This window comes from Xenorhabdus mauleonii (genome assembly GCF_900113945.1).
GTDB classification, from domain to species: Bacteria; Pseudomonadota; Gammaproteobacteria; order Enterobacterales; family Enterobacteriaceae; genus Xenorhabdus; species Xenorhabdus mauleonii.
The window spans coordinates 410996-431195 of the sequence record NZ_FORG01000001.1 but is presented as its reverse complement, the minus strand read 5'-3'; the positions used below and the strand labels follow the sequence as shown (position 1 = coordinate 431195).

Here is a 20200-nt window from a genome sequence, read left to right as displayed (position 1 = left end):
AAATTAATTTTAAATCTAAACAAGTTCCCTGTCTTCAACGAATTTTCTATCGCGATAATCAACAATCACTGAGTTTGCTGTTGCCACAGTTGGGCATACAAACCATTTTGTTGCACAAGGGCATCGTGTGTATCCGATTCAACGATTTTTCCCTGATCCAGCACGAAAATCTTATCAGCATGGCGAATGGTATTCAGCCGATGAGCTATACTGATGACCGTTCGGTTACGGCATATTTCATCCATATTGCCCATGATGGCGGCTTCAGATTCATAATCCAGTGCGGAGGTGGCTTCATCAAGGATTAAGATTTTGGGATCATTCAGCAGTGCCCTTGCCAATGCGATACGTTGCCGCTGCCCGCCGGAAAGGTTATTGCCTTTTTCACCAACCGGATGGGCGAATTTGTGGGGAAACGCGTTGATGAAATCAGTGGCGCCGGCCAGTGCTGCTGCCCGATACACTTCTTCATCGCTGGCATTGGGTTTGCATAAACGAATGTTGTCGGCAATGCTGCCGGAAAACAGAATGCTTTCTTGCAGAACAACACTCATGTTACGCCGCAGTGATACCGGAGAGGCAATCGCCAAATCCATGCCGTCAACCAATACCTGGCCATGTTGCGGTACATACAGGCGTTGCAGCAATCGGGTCAGTGTACTTTTGCCCGAACCTGACGGCCCGGTGATACCGATAAATTCACCGTCTTTAATCGCCATTGACAGATTGACCAAGACTTCCGGTGTATCAGCGTGATAGCGGAAACGGATGTTTCTGAACTCAATCTGGCCGGCAAGTTCAGGCGCGGATACCAATCCTTGCTGGCTGTGTTCCATTGGTTCATCAAGAATATCGCCAACCCGCCGCAAGGCGATGAGGGTGTGCTGAAAATCTTGCCAGACTTGAGCCAGCCGCAGGATAGGTTGAGTCACGTGTCCTGCCAGCATATTGAAAGCAATCAGTTCACCGGGGGAGAGATCGCCACTCAAAACTTCCCTGACACCCCACCACAAAAGCAAAGCAGCAACGAATTTTTGAATAAACGCGATCCCCTGACCGGCGAATAACCCGCTTTTCTGGGCCGCAAAACGACAAAGCAATTGCTGGCTCAATACCTTTTGCCACTGATGCAAAAATCGTTTTTCCGTTGCTGTCGTTTTGATAGTTTCGATGCCGGAGACTGCTTCGGTCAGAAAGCTGGTGGCATTGGCATCTGCTTCATACTCTTTTTCTACTTTGCGCCGAATGATTGGCCCGACAGTAATCCATAGCAAGAAATAGAGTACCAGTGAACTGAGCACAATTCCGGTTAACAGGGTGGAATAGTGAAACATCACCCCCAGAAACAGAATAATGAAAATCAGGTCAAGCAGCAGCATGAGGGTAGAACCCGTCAAAAACTGGCGGATGTGCGCCATTTCCCGCACTCGGGCAATAATTTGCCCTGTCTGGCGCTGCTTGAAATAGGGCAGGGGCAGCCCGACTAAATGGCGATAAAGCCTGCCGGAGAGTTCGGAATTTATTTGGCTGGCCATGTGTCCGAACACGGTGTTGCGCAAGAATCCATACAGCGGCTCCGCCAATGCGAGAGCCAGCATGGCCATTCCGAGGACATGCAAGCTGGAGATACTCCGCCCGACCAGTACCTTATCAATGACATTTTCGAATAACAGGGGGGCGGCCAGAGCGAAGAGTTGCAACACAATGGCAAACAGGAAAATATCCCGTAACTGATTTTTTTGCCTGAAGATGGACGGATAAAACCAACTCAGACCGAATTTAACCTGTTTTTCGGTCAGTAATTTATCCGCCACCAGCAGGATTTTGTACTTGCTTGCTTTACCTTGTTCAATTGGGCGATGCACCTCATGCTTGCCGCTGATCGGATCGAACAGGGTAAACCCATCTGAATGGATTTCTGACAGAACCCACCAGCGTTGCTTCAATTCAATCAACGCCGGCAAGGGTAAGCCAGCCGCTGCATCAGGTGCCAGATGGACAAATTTACTGTGCAGTGAGATGGTATCGGCAGCTTCACGCAATTGCGGGTCGGTCAGGGTCAGTGAATCCAGCCCCAGTGCATGATGAAGCTGCTCGACAGAAGCCCCTTTATGGAATTGTTTACCGACATGGACAATGCACTCCAAGGCAAAATTGGGAGATGCAGAGTCCGCTTCATTGGCAAAGGAAAAATGGTCAGTCATGGTTATTTTTCCCTCAAGGCTTCAGATTGGTATTCCTGAATCGGGCTGAGTAGATAATCAATGACCCGCCGCTGGTCGGTCTTGATTTCTGCGACGATGGACATGCCAGCCGTAATTTCAACGGGTTTCCCATCGACCATGATATTGTTTTGCTTGAGGCTGATTTGAGCCGGAAACACCAAACCCAAGCGTTCATCGGTGGTGGAGTCCCGTGAAATACTGAGTAATGTCCCTTCAATCGTGCCATAGCGGGTGTAGGGGAACGCATCAACTTTGACTGTGACCTGCTGACCGGGGCGAACAAACCCAACATCTTTGTTCAGGATCTGAATTTCAGCCAGCTGTACCTGATTATCCGGCACAATCACCATTAAATTTTGTGCGGGCTGTAAAACCGCACCAAGGGTATGCACACTCAACTGTTGAATGGTGCCGGTAACCGGGGAGCGCACAATTTCCAGCTCTTCCCGCTCCTGAACTTTGGAAATTTCCTGTTTCAGCACCGCCAATTGCATATTTGCCTGTTTTCTTTTCTCAAACCATTCCCGTTCTTTTTGTACTTTCAGGCCTTTTAAGCGCTCTTCCAGGCTGTTGTATTGGGTCAGCAAGATCCCCAGCTCAGATTTTTGTTGGTTGACCAGCCTTTCAGTTTCCAGCAGCTCTTTTTCTTGCTCCAGATATTCGACTTTACTGATGACCTGTTTTTGGCTCAGTGTCTTGCGTGCCTGCAAACGCTTATTGATATTTTCCCGCAGATTGATCAGTGAGCGAATATCGTTATTCTTGGCCTTTTGGGAAGAGAGATTAACCTCCATCTCCGCGTAGATATTTGTGATGATTGAGTCGAAATCCTGCTTTTCATGATAGTAATGCGTCAGGATCTTGTTTCGTTTGGCTTCGGGTTGCTGTTGGAAAAGTGGCAGAGTGCTGGGATCGTGTTTTTCGAGCAGCGCCTGATAACGGATCTCCTCTTCCGTCAGATAGTCACGTTGTTCCAGCAAGCGGGCAATATCCTGATTGACGCCCAGCGTATGGAGTGTCAGCAGCGGCGTTCCTTTTTCAATATGCTGCCCATTGCCGACATGAATGGCAACAATGCGGCTTTGTTCGTAAGCCTGAATAATCTGGGAGCGGCCATCGGCAATCAAGCGTCCGGTTGCGGTGGCTTGGACGTCCAATTTTCCCAGACAGGCCCAAAGCAGGGCGACCAGAACGCCTAAGCTCAGGGTAATGGCGGTATAGCGGGCAAACGGTGACGGCGGGCGCTGTGATAACGCCAAGTGCATGGGTAAAAAATCATAATCGGGAGAGGGAGTGCGGGTACGCAGCCGTTTCATCCCTTTACGCAAAATCGCCTTAAGCATAAAAACATTCTTAAGCATGGAAAGGTCCCTGTTCTTGTTTTAGTTCCTGTTGCAGCTGCCAGAGTTTCCGATAGTGTTTTCCCTGTTGGAGAAGCTGGTCATGGCTGCCTTGTTCAATAATTTGGCCTTGGTGCAACACGATGATTCGGTCACATTGGCGTATGGTGGATAACCGGTGTGCAATGGTGATAACGGTTCTGCCTTGGGCAATACTTGCCATATTGGATTGAATAATGGCCTGTGATTCGTCATCCAGTGCACTGGTGGCTTCATCAAGGATCAAAATTCTGGGATCGGACAACAAGGTTCTGGCAATCGCCAAGCGCTGGCGTTGACCTCCAGACAAAGACTGACCCCCTTCTGCGATAACCGTGTCATATCCCATCGGCAGTTTTAGAATAAAATCGTGGGCGCCAGCCAGTTTTGCCGCTTCAATCACGGCGGATAATGGCGCGTCAGGGCATGACTGGGATAAGTTTTCATGCACGGTCTTGTTGAACAGGAAATTTTCCTGCAACACGATGCCTATCTGCTGCCTGATGGATTCAATGTCAAATTGTTGCAAAGGAATGCCATCCAGCATGATTGTTCCATGTTCTGGGGTATAAAGTCGCAGCAATAAACGGGCAAGAGTGCTTTTCCCTGAACCGGACGTACCGACAATGCCGACGGTCTCACCTGACCGAATATTCAGCGTGAAATGATTGATGGCGGGAGGCAAATCAGGCTGATAGCGAAAGACGACATCGGTAAATGAAACCGTGCCCTGCAATGCCACGTGTGCATTGCCTGATTGCTGCTCTGTAGGCAGGTTCAACATATCCCCCAGTTTATCGATGGCGATACGTGAACGGATAAATTGCCCCCAAAGCTGTACCAGTTTAGCCAGAGGCTGTTGGGTATGGCTTACCATCATATTGAAAGCAATCAACTGGCCGATGGTCATGTGGAGGGAAAGAACCTCAGAAGCGCCCAGCCAGATAATCACGGCGCTGGTGACTTTCTGCAATAGCATCACCAGATGGCTGGAACGATTATCCCATTGCTGCACAGTGTAACTGGTGCTGACCATTTTTTCAGTCTGGCTGTCCCAGCGGCGAATAAAACGGGGTTCCGCTGCGAGACTTTTCAATGTTTCGGCACCTGAAACGGTTTCTGTCAGAAAAGAGGTATTCAGCGCCGCATGGGTAAATTGTTTTTCCACTGCCCGTTCAATTTTTGGTGTGACCCACCAAGCAAGCAAGGCATAGGCGGGTATGGAAAGCAGGAAGATCAGGGTCAATGCACCGGATAACTGGCTCATGACATAAATGAAAACAAACATGAACAACACGTCGATGCATAAAGTGAACATGGAACCGGTTAAAAATTCACGCACAGTTTCCAGTTCTCGTACCCGCGTTACTATCGCCCCCACCTGACGGGATTTGAAAAACAGCAACGGCAGGCCGAACAGATGCTGAACCAGCTTCAATCCCAGTTTTATATCAATCCGGTTGGCTGTGTGGGCATATTGGTATTCACGCAGGCCTCGCAAGAGTACTTCAATCAGCCCGGCGGTGACCAAACCAAAAATTAACACATCCAGTGTTGAAAATGCCTGATGGACAAGAACCTTATCCATGACAACTTGCACCACCAGAGGCGAAATCAGGGCCAATATCTGCAATACAAACGAGAACAGCAGAATTTCTGTGAGGTTTTTCTTCTGTCTGACAAACTCAGGAATGAACCAGCGAATATTAAACTGGCTGCTCTTTTGTTTTATTTTTATCCATCGCCCACTCCATGAATTAATAAATTCCGCTTTATCCAATATTTCAGGCGTTTCTTGGTCAGGATTCTGAATTAATACCCGCTGTTCATCATATTTTGCCAAAATGAAAGGTTTCCCATCATTAGTAAATAAAATTGCAGGCAAGGATATGGCTTCTAACTTCTTATTTATAGAGTGTTTATTTTTTATTTTAATATTGCATTCTTTTTTTAACCTGCCTAAAGCAGAATTATAATCATTACTATCGCTTAAGATTTCATTGATGCTAGAGGAACGATCTTTATTAGATATCATTATTATTAGTTTTATTAATGATATTACTGCCTTTTCTATTTTGTTCATTAAATTAAATCTATTTTTACCAAAATAAAACCCTGATTAAGAAAATATCCTTAGAAATATTATGGTGTTTTTAAATTAAGCGCATTAAATCCAATACGATATATGCCCTATTAACTCCAAGTTTCAGGAAGCAACGTATTATCATCCCGCGTCGCGGGATGATAATACATGCACCTTGAAGTACGACGCGTATATTATCTGTTATCGGTGAGTATATGAAGGTTGGTAATTAGGACAAAATGTAGCGCCTAAACAGACATTTTTCCATTTATATATTGATTTTATCACCTGAATGGATATATTTTTTGCTCAAACTAGCCGATAATTCACCTAATTTACTCAGGTATATTTTACTTGCCATTTTACATTTGGCTCAGTTTGCTTAATTCAAGCCTGTCTGGCCATATGGTTAAATCATAAATGGAACTGTAATAAATACAGGGGCCATTAATGATTTAATCATTTTAATTTAATACAACATCAACATTAATCTAACAATTATTTAATGGATAATTAAATGGATCGTAATATGTCTGAAAAGTTCGTTCAAACCATTTCAAGCGTTAATTATAATAAGGGCGTTTTCTCACTCTATTTCGTTGGTCAAGATCCCAATAAGATGGCGAATGGTGTATTAGCAGAAAACGATCAGGATTTACAATTAAAGCAAGTCGTCCATATGCCTGCTTCTGGTTTTATGTATATGGTTTCTATGGTGAAAAGCATGCTTGAAGATCCAAGAATGGAAGCCGAGCTGAATAAACTGATTGCGGCTGGTTTTTTGCCCGCGCCAGAAATCAATGAAAATGGCGTGGATGCAGAAGCACAAGCGGCTGAACCCAAAAAACGAGCAACACGCGGCGCTGAAAAATCCAAATAATAACCGCGAAATTTTTCAGGTAGTTGCTAACTCATGATGATCAACCATCAAGCAGCAACACTGGATGCGACTGAAATACAGGCAATGATTGGTGGGGTAATGCTGCTTTGTCAGCATTCTCCGTTACATCGACGCTATCTGGTTGCCGAATGGCAACAGCGTATTTTGCCGTCATTTCAGTTCAATCAGTTTTGCTATTACGAAGATGAATATAAACGCCCAGTTGCTTTCTGCAATTGGGCTTTTTTGTCTGATGACAGTCGGGATGCAATCCTTGCCGGTGATCGAGAAATATCACTGGAAGATTGGCGTTCCGGCCAACATATCTTTTTTCCAGAAATGATTGCGCCTTTCGGACATGCCCGCGATATCGCCCACGATCTTCGCCGTCGGGTGTTTGCTGCATGGAAAGGGCAAAAAGCCTGTACGGTCAGGGGAATTCTGGATGAGCACAATGACCGCTGCATCCGCCGGGTACAGTGGTTTACGGTTTAATTTTTCGATCAACACCAGGATTATCTATGGGGAAATCATCCAACCGCAGTACGGAATATTTCTTTACCGGTAAATATGAAGATGATAACGATGGAAACACAATACATGCCATTGGTGTAGGCGGTGTCATTAACGCCTATGGCGGCAATGATTACATTGTCGTGGGTTCTATCGGTGCAACAGTCAATACAACATGGGGACATGATACAGTCGTCGGCGGCGCGGGATATCTGAATATCAATGATACCAGCGGCTCCCTGACGGTAAAGGGCGGTTCTGGTTATACCTCCATCAATAAAACCCATAACGGCACAATAGAATTTGCAGGCGCTGCCGGTGGATTGAACATCGATCACACGGGAGCCAATGGGGATATCAATTATTCGGGGGTTTCTGGCTACAACGGCTTCTCGCGCAAAGGTGAGCGTGGGAATATCCGGTTTACCGGCGCGGGCGCTTATAACAGCCTGTATTCTGATGTGACACACGGCGATATCCATTTCTCGGGTGCGGGCGGTTACAACCAAATTACTCGTAAAGGAACGGACGACGATTTCAGCGGCGAAGGAATGGAATACGCCAACGCTGAAGAAATTATCCTGAAAAATGCCACCATGAACGGAACATGGATAGGCAGCAACCATCAGGTAACCGGCATCAAGTCAGAACGGGAACCGAATACTTATCTGTTTGCATTTGCAGACGAGATGTATACCAAAATCAATAAAGTCCAGCTTCGCAATGATCCGGAAACCGGCCGGCTGAAATATTACACCACCTCTTGGTATAAAGCGGGCAACCAGCTGAAGAGTCTTGGAAAACAGGATATCTCGGCACAGGGCGGTTTTGTCGGGGTTGACATTGATGGCGCTTATACCCTGTCAAATCTGACGGTTGAACGCCGGCAATCTGTCATGCTCCATGCGGTTGAGAACACTCTGACGGAAAATGATTGGGTGACGTATGGCGGCGGCGTCAAAATAAATGCCTCAGATATCACTCTGTCAGATGCCAAAATGGGGGGATATGCGATTTACCAGGACGGAACTACCGTCGATGTCAAGGCGGTGAAATCCAACCGTATGCCGAATAGTTATGTGTATGCCAAGAAACTGGGGATATACACAAAAATTATTACGGTGGAACTGAGGAACGATCCGAAAACCGGAATACTGCAATACATCGCCCGCCCTTGGTATAAGGAGGGGGATCACACGGCAAACGTGGCCAATGAAAATATTTCCGCCGCCAACGGTTATCACTATATGGGAACCGGCAGCTATTCGCTGAGCGGTCTTCATTATAGCGCCAAGACCGTGCGCTCCTCTTTTGCCCGGGTTGCGGGTATGCATGAGTACAGCGACTCCGATTTATTTAAGCCTGTGACGAGTGATGAAGAGAGTTCCGGCGATGTTCGCTATGAAGGGGCGGGTGGCGGCAACGTCATCAAATCCAACGTCACCCGCGGGAATGTGTATTTCGATGGTGCCGGTATTGCCAATATTATTGAACACAGCGCCAAATTCGGTAACACCGAATTCAATGGTGCTGGTGGCGCAAACGTTATCATCAAAAAAGGCAAAGAAGGGAACCTGAAATTTAATGGTGCCGGTATTGCCAATGTCCTGCTGCATCAAGGATTGCGCGGTGATATGGACATCAATGCTGGCGGAGCCGCCAACATTTTGGTTCGCGTTGGTGATGGCCGCTATCTTGCCCACCTTCTGGCCGTTGGCAATGTCTCTGTTCACAAAGGAAATGGCAACAGCCGTGTCACAATGGGTGGTGGTTTCAATACCCATACCCAAATCGGCAATGGGGATGCTTTCTGGTCTGGTCTCGGTGGCGCCAATGTCCTGACCCAAATGGGAGAAGGCAATATTGCCTCCATATTGGCAGGCGGAGCAAATATCCTGACCAAAATGGGGAACGGTCATCTGGAATCCGCCATGTTTGGCGGTGCCAATATTATTACCCATATCAGCGATGCGGCTGGCTCTGCCGATCCGCAGGCCCGCCACTCGGATACTTCTGCAATCGCCTTGGGCGGTGCCAATATCCTGACCAAGAAAGGCAAGGGGAATGTGCAGGCCATCATGGGCGGCGGCGCCAACGTTCTGACACATGTCGGCGATGGTAAAACGACCGGAATCCTGTTAGGTGGCGCGAATATCCTGACCAAAGTCGGCGATGGCGATACCACCGGCATTATGCTGGGTCTGGGAAATGTCCTGACCCACGTGGGGAACGGCCAAACGCTGGGTGTCATGGGCGCGGCAGGCAATATCTTCACCAAAGTGGGTGAAGGAACAACGATCGCTGCTATGGTCGGTGCCGGCAATATCTTCACTCATGTAGGTGATGGAAATGCTTGGGCGTTAATGGGCGGTGCAGGAAATATCTTCACCAAAGTCGGCAATGGTGATGCACTGGCGCTGATGCTGGCATTCGGCAACGTGTACACCCATATTGGCGATGGCACAAGCGTGGCCCTGATGATTGCCAAAGGCAATATTGCCACCAAAGTCGGCAATGGAGATGCACTGTCTGCCATGATCGGCAAAGGCAACATCTTTACCCAGATTGGTCATGGTTCTGCCTTTGCTGCCATGATCGGCGGAGCGAACATCCTGACCAAAGTCGGTGATGGCCTGACAGCCGCCCTGATGGCAGGCAAAGCCAATATTTATACCCATGTCGGAAAAGGCACCAGCATCGGCTTATTTGCCGGCACCGCAAATATCATGACCAAAGTGGGGGACGGAACAACGCTGGCCGCCATGTTCGGTAAAGCCAATATCATGACGCACGTTGGCGATGGTCTGACGGGCGTTCTGGCTTTGGGTAAAGCCAACGTTGTCACCAAAGTCGGCAATGATTTCATGGGCGTGATTGCAGCTTCTGAAGCCAACGTCATCACCCATATCGGCGACGGCACGACAGCTTCCTTGCTATCTGGCCAAGGCAATATTCTGACCAAAGTCGGTGATGGAACTACTGTCGGTTTGTTGATCTCGAAAATCGGCAACATCATGACCCACATGGGCGACAGCACTACCGTCGGGTTCGCAAAAGGCGAAGCGAACATCATCACCAAAGTGGGGGATGGCTTAGGGATTAATGCCGTTTGGGGCAAAGCCAATGTGGTAACACATTACGGCGATGGCGATCGCTATAACTTTGCCAAAGGTGAAGCCAATATCATGACCAAAATCGGTGATGGGCAGGAAATCACCGTTGTGCAGGGGCAGGCCAACATCATCACGCATCTGGGCAATGGCGATGATTACACGGGGGCTTGGGGTAAAGCCAACATCGTTACCAAAGTGGGCAATGGCCGCAACACAGTACTTGCCAAAGGCGATGCCAATATCGTGACCCACATCGGCGATGGGGATGGCCTCAATGCGCTGTGGAGTCAGGGCAATATTGTCACCAAAGTGGGCGATGGCATGCAAATCACCGCCGCCAAGGGCAAAGGCAATATCACGACGACCGTGGGCAATGGCTTGAGCGTAACCGCCGCTCATGGCGATTTGAACATCAATACCAAAGTTGGTGATGGTGTTTCAGTCAACGTGGCTTGGGGCAAATTCAACGTCAATACCCGCGTTGGCGACGGCCTGAATGTTTCTGTCATGAAAGGCAAGGGCAATGCCAATATCCGTGTCGGTGATGGTCTGAACATCAACGCCTCGTATGCTCGCAACAACGTGGCAATTCAGGTGGGTAACGGTGATTTTTACAGCCTTGCGGTGGCAGAAAGCAATACCGAGAGCAATAAATTAAGTGCCTTGTTTGATAACGTTAAGCAGACACTGCTTGGCAGCGCGGGCAGTCAGGGCATTAATTACCTGGTGAATGGTGATGAAGCTAATACATCAGGCAATCATAAAGGGCGCGGTGCCATTGATTTGGCAGAAATTTCGTCATTGGATGGTTTTAAACTGACAGAAATTGATCAGGTCACCTCTGATTTGCAAAACGGCCTGAAAGGTACGGTGTCCGAGGTTGATGCGCCAAATACTGACGGCATTGAAAACTCGCTGGGCAATGAAAGACGCCTGAATCCAGACTCGTCACGCAACTTGGTCGTCAATGGCGATTTTGAAAAAGGGGCAGAGGGATGGATGCACACCAATGGCATTGAGGCCAGCCATTCCGCTCAGGCATACGGGCTTAGTGCTGAAGGGCACGGGGAGCGGGTCAGCGAACTTGATGTCAGCGGCAATACGCATCTCTATCAGGATATTCAGGATCTGATCGCGGGTGAAGAAATTGTTGTTAAGTTCGATTTTGCCAGACGCGCCGGCAGTTCTGCTGATAACGGGCTGGAAGTCTGGTGGAATGGTGAAGTTGTTTTTGCCGCTGCCAATGGCCGCCCTGAATGGCAAAACCAGACTCTGACGCTAACGGCCAAGGCGGGCAGCAACCGACTGGAATTTTCTGGGATCGGCCTGAATGATGGGTTGGGCTATGTTCTGGATAATGTCGTGGCAACCTCTGAACGGACAGAAAACCCCATCGCTGATTCGGTGCAGCAAGATAAAGCGGCACTGAATGCCTTGCAGGACAAAGCACGGGCGGAAGCAGATCGCCAGCGTCTGGAGCAAGAAAAAGACAAGCAACTGGCTGCCATCTCTGCAACTCAGGCGCAACTGGAAAATACCGACGTGAACGCCCTGAATGCGAACGGGCAATCTCAGCGCGATGCCATAGAGCAAGAAGCTCAGGCAGTAACCGATGAACTGATGGCAAAAGCCAAGGGATTGGACGCGCTGAACAGCTATGCGACACACGACGGAGCATCGGGTGAACAGTGGCGTAATCAGTTTGCGGGCGGATTCCTGACGCGTGTCCAGACCCAATTGGATAGCGCAAGCGAAACTGCACAGCAGCAGCTTGCTGATTCACAACGTGCCGCAGCAGACCGCCTGAAGGATATAAAAGGTGCGGTAGACCAATCAGAAGCGGGTGTCCTCAACAGTGAACAACACCGCCTGAATGCCGAAAAGGATATTGATAAAACGCGGGCTTCCGTTGAATTCAGGGAGCAGGAAGCCATCAGCCAACTGCATAAGGCCGAACAAGCAAAACGTGACGGCAATGCGGCAGCGCAGAAAGCAGAACAACGTGGTCAGCAAGACGTTTCTGCGGCGAACAGCAAAACTGCTCAGGTACAAGACAACGCACAGGGTGCAAAACTGGATGCCAACTATAAACCCAGCCGGACAGGGGCTAAGGGCAGCGGGTTATCAGGCAAGGAACTGACTGGCAGCCACAGTACCGATCTTGGAGTGGCTCCGGAATCAGATGCTGACTTACATCCTGAATTCCCTGAGCCGACTGACAGCGGATTCAGTGCGGAATTGCAATTCATCGATGAAGACCTGAACGAACTCAGCGATGCAAAAGCGGCGTTAAATCGTTTGCAGATCAATGCGGGCATACGGGGAAAAGGGCAGGCCGGAAAAATCTCAACGGGATCTTCCCTGGCTTCTGCCGATACCGAAACCTCCGTACATCAGTCTGTCAGCAAGGCAATGCCTTCATCGGTTGAAATCAGCAGAGAAACCCCGAAAATTTCAGGACTGGATCTGACCGGATTGCGGGCGTTGGGTGAGGAACTTTCTTCATCGGTTTCCCCGCAGGATTCAGCGGTTCAAGCTGACAATGAATCCGGTGCAGCCATTCGGGCACAGAAAGTTGCCGAAGTTTACCGCTGGCTGGACAGCGACAACGACTTTGCCACCGAGAAATATATTCCGGTTCCGGGATTTGAGCGGGTAGATGCCGATATCCCCGAGCATCTCAGACAAAAAATGGTGACTTTTATTGAAGGTTACCTGAATGGCACGGAAAACAGCATCCCGAAAGATCAGACGGCAACACTTGCGAAATTGTTCGTTGATGCCACCATTGATTATGACTGGGACAAGCGTGTCGAATTCGTTGCCAAACTTGAACATTATGGCTACAGCTTTGAGCCGGTTCACGGCGATAAGAGCATTGTATCGTTCTGGTCAGGCAGAAACTTCAAACAGTACCGAGACATCCTTAACGATGCCCAGCCGGATGGCAAAAAAGTGGTTTACGATATCGATGTCAAAGGCAACGCTTTTGCTATTGATATGAACAAAACCCTGAAGCGCTGGGGGGGGATCTTCCTCGATTCTGATGTTGCTGAACAAAATGCGTTGCAGTCGCTGATTAATGCCTCTGCCCGCAGCAATACTGGTTTCTGGAGCTCCCTCTATGCCACGGGATCGCGCGATGATGTGTATGTCATTGCGGAAGGGGGATTGCGCCTTGGCAACTACTTCTGGAATGTTGAGTTGCCGGTATTGCGCCAGTTGCAGCGTGAAGGGTTGGTGGGTGAAATTCGCCTGCTGGATAAAGCGCCGAAAGAGTACCAAGGTGTACCGCCTGAGTCTATTGGCCGCCGGCTGACAGAAGCGGGTGTTTCCGTCAAGGCGCGTTTTGATTCCCTCAGTTTTGACGAACAGGAAAGATTGCTGGCCTTAAATCCTGCGGGATATAGAGCGGATACCCTGATTGATCTGGATATCAAAACCAGTGCCATAGATAGCCTGCTCAATCAAGCATTACCATTCTACGGGCTGCGTACAGAACGCAATTTGCTGGTGCGTCAGTTGGACGATGAAGGCTTTGAAGTCCGTCCTTGGCCGGGCAGTGACAATGATGAGTTCAAGGCGATTATTCTGGACGATCTGGATGATACTGCTCAAATCAAAACTGTTGAGCGCTTTATCCTTGCCAATTATGACAATTACGACCAACTGCCGGAATCTCTGCATCTGGTGGGCGATCGCATTGTTTCCCACGATCACGGGCGTACCCGTATCCTGGCTGAAAAAGTAGACGGAAGCTGGAGTTATAAACCGGCAGCAAACTTGATATCAGCAGGAGAATTGCAGGAAGCGGCTTACGTTAAGGGAAAAACGTTGGGTGACAGTTACCGCAATGTTCTGGATGCGCTCAAAGATTACGAAAACACCCTGCAAAACAGCAAAGATTATGACTTGGATGCGGTCGAAAAGTTGACCCATTTGCATCATCAAGTTGAAGGCTACCTGTTGGGACATCCAGATTCAGCCCGTATTCCTGCATTGAAAAACCTGCTGTCGCAGATTAACGTGCGGATGGAAGAATCTCTGGTACTGGCAGAACCGACGCTACAAAGTACGGGCAAAGGCAGTTTCAGTGAGCTTTACAGCAAATTGGGCAATGCCAATCTCAAAGGCTCCAAACATCTTTACCTCGATGAACAAGGGGATTTTGTCACCCGCGGCAAATCAAATATCCAGATTGCCATGAAAGCAGAAAGCGCGGAAAAAGCGGTTGAACAGCTTAAAGCAGCCGTGACTAAAGAATATGGTCAATCGGTGACAGATACCGTTTTTGCAAACCTGCAACCCCGCGATTTGGCGAAAGACGGAAAAGGCATTGATGTCTCCGGCTTGAAAAAAGTACACCAAGCGATTGAACAACAATTGTCTCCAATCAGCGCGACCTTATTTGTCTGGAAACCCAGTGATCACAGCCGACTGGGACATGCGGCACTGCAAATTGGCCAGGGGCGAGTGCAGATAAGCGCAGAAGATGCGGGTGACTTTAACGAAAAAAATTACGTTAGCTGGTGGCCTAAAGGGAGCAAATCATCCAATCCCGGCCGTATTTTCAACGTCTCCTCCGAACAGTATCCGGATCTAAAGATACGCTGGCGTGACCTCAGCCAGCCTGCGGCTCAAAATGAGACGCTGAAACAGGATGTCGCTTCTGAAGAAAGGGATAACTTTGGCTTGCAAGACGGCACCCGAAAACTGGAAAGATTCCTTGAAAAACTGCAAATAGCCAAAGGCGTTGATGCCAAATTCGAGGAAGTCAGTGAAGGTTTTGCCATGGCGGCCTTGGCGAATCCTAACCTTCTGCAATCGGCTGGCATACCTGAGCCTATCTACCAACCGTTTATGAAACAGTGGGAAGATGGCGGCATGGATATGTTTGAAGTAGGCAAAAATTTTGCTGAAGCACTGCGCAAGGCAGCGAAACAAGCGCCGGAATTGACAGAAAAACGCATTACCAACGTGATCCGCCAGTTTGCTGAGCGTGAACTGAATAATATTCAGGATTTCAAAGCCAGTGAAGGAGAGCAGGGACGTGTTTTCCGCATCAATCTGAGCGGATTGGACATGGCAGCCATGCAGATGGAATGGCAAAAAATCAGCCAGAACCCTGATGCCCGCTATCAATTGCTGACAGATAACTGTTCAAGCATCGTGGCCCGCATTCTTAAAGCAGGTGGCGTGGATAAAGTCCTCGATTCGACATGGCGGCCTAAATTTGGCGTCTGGACGCCAACCGAACTGTTCAATTTGGGGCAGGCATTACAGGAAGCCCAGCTTGAAACCAGCGCCAAGAAACTCCATCGCCTTCCTGATGAAGAATTGCTGGCGCTGGGGCAGGATAAGAAAACCGACAACCTGCCGGAAAAAGTGGCCATTGACAACGATAGTACACCTCCCCGTGACAGCGAGCCGTTTAATCCGGTGACACGGTTCCTGAACAATGAACTTTACGGCGCTAAAGAAAACCGCCGCAAGGTGGATGAAAGTACTCAGATCATCTTGGATGCGGCCGTCATTGACGGCACTGCGGATAAAGTCACGCTGAAAGGGGAAACCGGCCGCCTGACGGGGTATTACCATAATGTTATTGATGGTAATGACGGTAACGATGCCGGGCAAAAGCCTGATCATAGTTCTGCGAAGAAAGTGGTGTTGTTCATCCATGGTTCCGGTTCATCGGCAGAAGAGCAATCCAGTGTGATCCAGACCCACTATCAAAAGCAGGGTATCGACATGCTGGCAGTGAACATGCGGGGTTACGGCTCCAGTGATGGTTATCCCAGCGAAAAAGGTCTGTATCAGGATGCCCGCACCATGTTCCATTACTTGGTCAATGATCGCGGTATTAAACCAGAAAATATCATTATTCATGGTTATTCCATGGGCGGGGCGGTTGCCGCCGATCTTGCCCGTTATGCGCAGCAAAATGGTCAGGCCGTTTCGGGTTTATTGCTCGACAGACCAATGCCGAGCATGACCAAGGCGATTACCGCCCATGAAGTACCAAACCCTGCGGGGCTGACAGGAATCTTGGCGAAAGCGGTCAATGGCCAGTTCTCGGTGGAGAAAAATCTGCAAGGCATTGCTAAACAGACCCCGATTATGTTGCTGACCGATAACGAAGGTTTGGGCAATGCCGGTGAAACCCTGCGAGCCAAACTTATTGCCGATGGCTATCAGGTATCCGGTGAACAGACCCTCTACGGTCATGAAGCCAGTAACCGAGTGATGCACCAATATGTCGGACAGATCGTTTCAAGCCTTGGTTCATCTGAGATAAAAATGCCGCTCAACGACGATGCGCCGCATGATGCTTCACACAGCGTTAACCGTGTTGTGAACAATCAAGACGTGGGATCGTGGGAGCGCATGACTGTGGCTCCGCAAGCGGAAGACAGCGATAGCCGCTTTAACGGCCAACTCATTATCCAGACCGAAAATGATCCGGTTGCGGCAAAAGCGGCTGCAAGTCTGGCAAGTAAACACGCAGATTCCAGTGTTATCGTTCAGCTTGATGCCAATGGGCAATACCGTGTGGTGTACGGTGATCTGACTGCATTGTCTGACAAATTACAGTCTGACAAATTACAGCCTGACAACTTGCAGTCCGGCAAATTGCGCTGGCAGATTGTCGGGCACGGGCGTGAAGGGGCCACACAAAACGATATGCACGATGAAACGCGCAGAAATTATACGCGTATAAGTGGTTACAGTGCAGACGAGCTGGCTCTGAGACTGAAACAGTTCAGTACTGATTTTAAATCGTTTGGCACACCTGATCACATCAGCCTTGTCGGTTGTTCCCTGATAAGCGATGACAAGCGTGACGGATTTGCCCGCCGCTTTATTTCAGCGCTGGATGGGCAAGGCATCCGCACGACCGTATCGGCGCGCAGCAGTGACGTTGCGGTGGACAGCGCAGGGCGCAAATACACGAAAGATGCGCAGGAGCAGTGGGTTCACAAACTCACGGACAACAAAATTGTGCTGGGCTGGAATGAGAAAGGCGAAGTGGAAAGCCATTCAGAGCATGTTCGCCGTGGCATTTCTGAGAATGACATTATTTTGTCCCGCGTAGGGCAGACAGAGGTTGATGCAAAAGCCAAAGGCGCTATCGCGGATAATGCGGAAATTTTCCATGCGCCGAAACAGCGTGGCGATGACGGAGCGGACAGCACTGTCACTGAATCGGCTTCAAGCAAGCAATTGAGTTATGCCGGCAATATTCAGCTCCAACTGGGTGAGGGGGAATTTACCGCCGTCAACTGGGGAACCACGAACGTAGGCATCAAAGTCGGCACAGGTGGTTTCAAGTCTCTGGCCTTCGGTGACAATAACGTCATGGTTCACATTGGCAACGGAGACAGCAAGCACAGTGTCAATATTGCGGGATATCAGGCATTGGAAGGTGCGCAACTGTTTGTCGGCAACCGGAATGTCAGCTTCAATCTGGGGCGCAGTAACGATCTGATCGTGATGCTGGAAAAATCCATTCCAACCCCGCCGCTGGTCAATCCATTTGAGGGGGCTGCCCGTATTTCCGGCGTCTTGCAAAATATCGCCGGCTCGTATGATTCAGCAGATTGGCTGACGACACAAAATCAGCAATGGACACTGGAAAGTGCGAAGAAATATGTCAGTGATCTGTCTGGTCTGGATTTGAGCAGCAGTGTGGATTACAACACGCTGACGGAGCTGGACTCTCAAAATGAGCGCAGCAGCCGTGGCTTGAAAAATGATCTGGAAAGTACGCTGAACAAGAAATACAACCAGTGGCTGGGAGGAAGCGGCAATACTCCTGATATGGGTAAAGTCAGCCGGGCGGATAAATTCCGTCAGGCGAATGAAAAACTGGCCTTCAACTTCGCGGTTGGTGGGCAGGGTGCCGATATTCAGGTCACTACCGGCAACTGGAACTTTATGTTCGGTGACAATATTACATCGATTCTGGATACCAATCTGGGTTCGCTGTTCGGCCTGATGACGCAGGAATATACGGCCACCGGCATGGCAAAAACGACGTTTACCTTTAGCCCGACAGATTTACCGCGCCAGCTTAAAAATAAACTGTTGGGCAATCTGGCGGGCATCGGCGCAGATACTACGCTGGCGGATATTTTTGGCGTGGATTACACCCCGAATGGCGGCATTGTTTCCCGTTCAGGCCAGCCGGTTGATGGTATTGCCATTGTGCGTGACATGCTGGAAATCATCGGCGAATTCAGCGGGGATCAACTGAGGGCTTTCACTGATCCGGAAAAACTGCTTGAGAGCTTGAAAGCCGGGTTGGATATGGGCGCTGATGGCGTGAAATCTTTTGCTGAAAGTCATGGCTTGAAAGCAAAAGCACCTGATGAAAATCAGGATGAGTCGGTTTCCGTCAATACTGTCACCATCGACAAGCCCGCAGCGGGAGCAGAAGAACCGCAATCTGAGCGTGCCTTTGGCTTGAATTCACTGAACTTGCCGAACCTGTTTGCAACACTGTTCAATCAGGATAAGCAAACAGAAATGGCATCTCTGGTGACCAATCTGAAAGAAAACCTGACAGCCGATCTGCTGAACATGCAGGACAAAACCTTCGATTTCCTTCGCAATAGCGGTCATTTGCAAGGTGATGGTGATATTCACGTTTCCCTCGGTAACTACAACTTTAACTGGGGTGGTGACGGGAAAGATCTGGGTGCCTATCTGGGAGATAACAATAATTTCTGGGGTGGCCGTGGTGATGACGTCTTCTATTCTGTCGGCACTTCAAACATTTTCGCCGGCGGTGAAGGTGATGATGTGGGCGTTCTGATGGGGCGTGAGAATTTCATGTTTGGTGGTACGGGCAATGATGTCGCTGTATTGGCAGGACGCATTAATTACGCCTACATGGGAGACGGCAATGATCAGGTCTTTGCTTTCGGTGAAGGCGGTGTGATTGATGGCGGCAAGGGGCGCGATTACATCGTAGCATCCGGCAATTTCAACCGCATTGCGGCGGGAGAAGATCAAGACTACGTTGTGACCATTGGCAACAACAATCAGGTCGATTTGGGCGCAGGCAATGACTTTGCCACCGTATTCGGCAACGGTAACCGGATTGATGGCAATGCGGGCAATAACGCCATCAAACTGATGGGCTATCACGCTGTTATCAACGGTGGCGCGGGCAACGATCACCTGATAGCTGATGCTGTATCCAAATTCAGTCAATTCAGTGGCGGTGCGGGTGATAACCTGTTTGTGCTGGGCGGGTATCAAAACCGCTTTAAAGGTGGCGCGGGCGTTAATAGCTATGTTGTCAGCGGCACTGTGATTGATAACGTGGTTGAAGATATCAAGCAAGGTGACAAGATTATTTTCAATGACATCAACTGGCAAAACCTGTGGTTCCAGCGCAGCGGTTATGATTTGGTATTGCTGACACACCGCAATATCAGTGACGGCTCGGCACAAGGACAGTTTGAAGCAATGGGATCTGTTACTTTCAATGACTACTTCAATGGCAACCGTGCGGATATCATCACCCAAATGGGCAATAAAGATGCACAAGGAGAGCGTGAATATACCGCCCTCTCAGCCAATGCGGTGGATTCCTTGGTTCAGGCCATGAGTGGCTTTGCGCCTAATATGGGTGACAGCGGGTTTATTGATTCGCTCGACAACCAAACTAAGTCCACTATCGTGACCGCATGGTCTGATACGACAAATGGGAAATCAAAGCTGGTTTAATTAACCCAGTGGAATAAATAATATAATGGCTCACAATAGTGGGCCATTATTTTTTCTAACTTTATAGAACATAGGAAATTATTTATAAAAGCTATTGCTCGTTAATTTTATTAATGCGTGGAATTTTAAATGCAGTAATTTATTTCAATTAACTATAGAGAAGAATAATTATGATTATTCAATTGATTTAAAGTTTATTGCTCACCGTGATTTTATGGCATGATTTATATTTATTTCATAATTGCTGGGAAAGCAAAATAATTGGCAAG

Annotated in this window: 6 protein-coding genes; 3 read left to right on the top strand and 3 right to left on the bottom strand. The window is 48.8% G+C overall.

Features of this window, described 5'->3' with window-relative positions:
* Positions 1-65: 65 nt before the first annotated feature.
* From BM100_RS01660 to BM100_RS01650, 3 genes are read right to left on the bottom strand one after another with little or no spacing between them, the layout of a single operon-like run.
* On the bottom strand, positions 66-2204 hold the full coding sequence (locus BM100_RS01660) for a type I secretion system permease/ATPase (RefSeq protein ID WP_092507300.1): 2139 nt from the start codon (positions 2202-2204) through the stop codon (positions 66-68).
* Between the two features lie 2 nt (positions 2205-2206).
* The gene (locus BM100_RS01655) at positions 2207-3541 is read right to left on the bottom strand and encodes an HlyD family type I secretion periplasmic adaptor subunit (protein WP_420855322.1); all 1335 of its coding nucleotides are present in this window, start codon (positions 3539-3541) and stop codon (positions 2207-2209) included.
* A gap of 37 nt (positions 3542-3578) precedes the next feature.
* Positions 3579-5687 carry a peptidase domain-containing ABC transporter gene (locus BM100_RS01650; protein ID WP_092507299.1) on the bottom strand — a complete coding sequence of 703 codons (2109 nt, stop codon included), beginning with the start codon at positions 5685-5687 and terminating at the stop codon, positions 3579-3581.
* Between the two features lie 529 nt (positions 5688-6216).
* On the opposite strand from BM100_RS01650, the gene rtxH reads away from it, so the two are divergent.
* The 3 genes from rtxH to rtxA are packed head-to-tail and all read left to right on the top strand — an operon-like array spanning position 6217 to position 19931.
* Positions 6217-6567, top strand: a complete 351-nt coding sequence (gene rtxH / locus BM100_RS01645; protein ID WP_169924722.1) for a protein RtxH — start codon at positions 6217-6219, stop codon at positions 6565-6567.
* Positions 6568-6600: 33 nt separating this feature from the next.
* Positions 6601-7062: an RTX toxin-activating lysine-acyltransferase RtxC gene (rtxC, locus tag BM100_RS01640; RefSeq protein ID WP_092507297.1), complete on the top strand. Its 462-nt coding sequence runs from the start codon at positions 6601-6603 to the stop codon at positions 7060-7062.
* 26 nt (positions 7063-7088) lie between these two features.
* A complete protein-coding gene (rtxA, locus tag BM100_RS01635) occupies positions 7089-19931 on the top strand; it encodes an MARTX multifunctional-autoprocessing repeats-in-toxin holotoxin RtxA (RefSeq protein WP_092507296.1) in 12843 nt (4280 codons plus the stop codon).
* Positions 19932-20200 lie beyond the last annotated feature (269 nt).